The sequence below is a fragment of the Syntrophomonas sp. UBA1041 genome (assembly GCF_002316705.1).
GTDB lineage: Bacteria > Bacillota > Syntrophomonadia > Syntrophomonadales > Syntrophomonadaceae > DTU019.
This window is the reverse complement of sequence record NZ_DCEA01000010.1, coordinates 1-206: the sequence shown is the minus strand read 5'-3', so window position 1 is coordinate 206 and position 206 is coordinate 1. Positions and strand designations below refer to the sequence as shown.

Genomic DNA, 206 nt, shown 5'->3' with positions numbered 1-206 from the left:
AATGGGTTATCCTGCATTTTTTATTCCTCAATGATCCGGCGTACAAAGCCAGGCAGCTCAAAGGCCGCTTCATGCACCTGGGGATTATAATACTTGCACCCTTCCCGGTAATGAGTAACCGGACGGCGCGGGTCGTGCTGCTTGGAGCCAACGGTAAAACTCCATAAGCCGCTGGGATAGGTGGGAACGCTGGCCAAATATAACTC

The 206-nt window shown here is 51.9% G+C and carries 1 pseudogene; it reads right to left on the bottom strand.

What is annotated here, in order from left to right:
* Positions 1 to 20: 20 nt before the first annotated feature.
* Positions 21 to 206: pseudogene (locus B2633_RS01815) on the bottom strand (spermidine synthase); the annotation flags it as partial.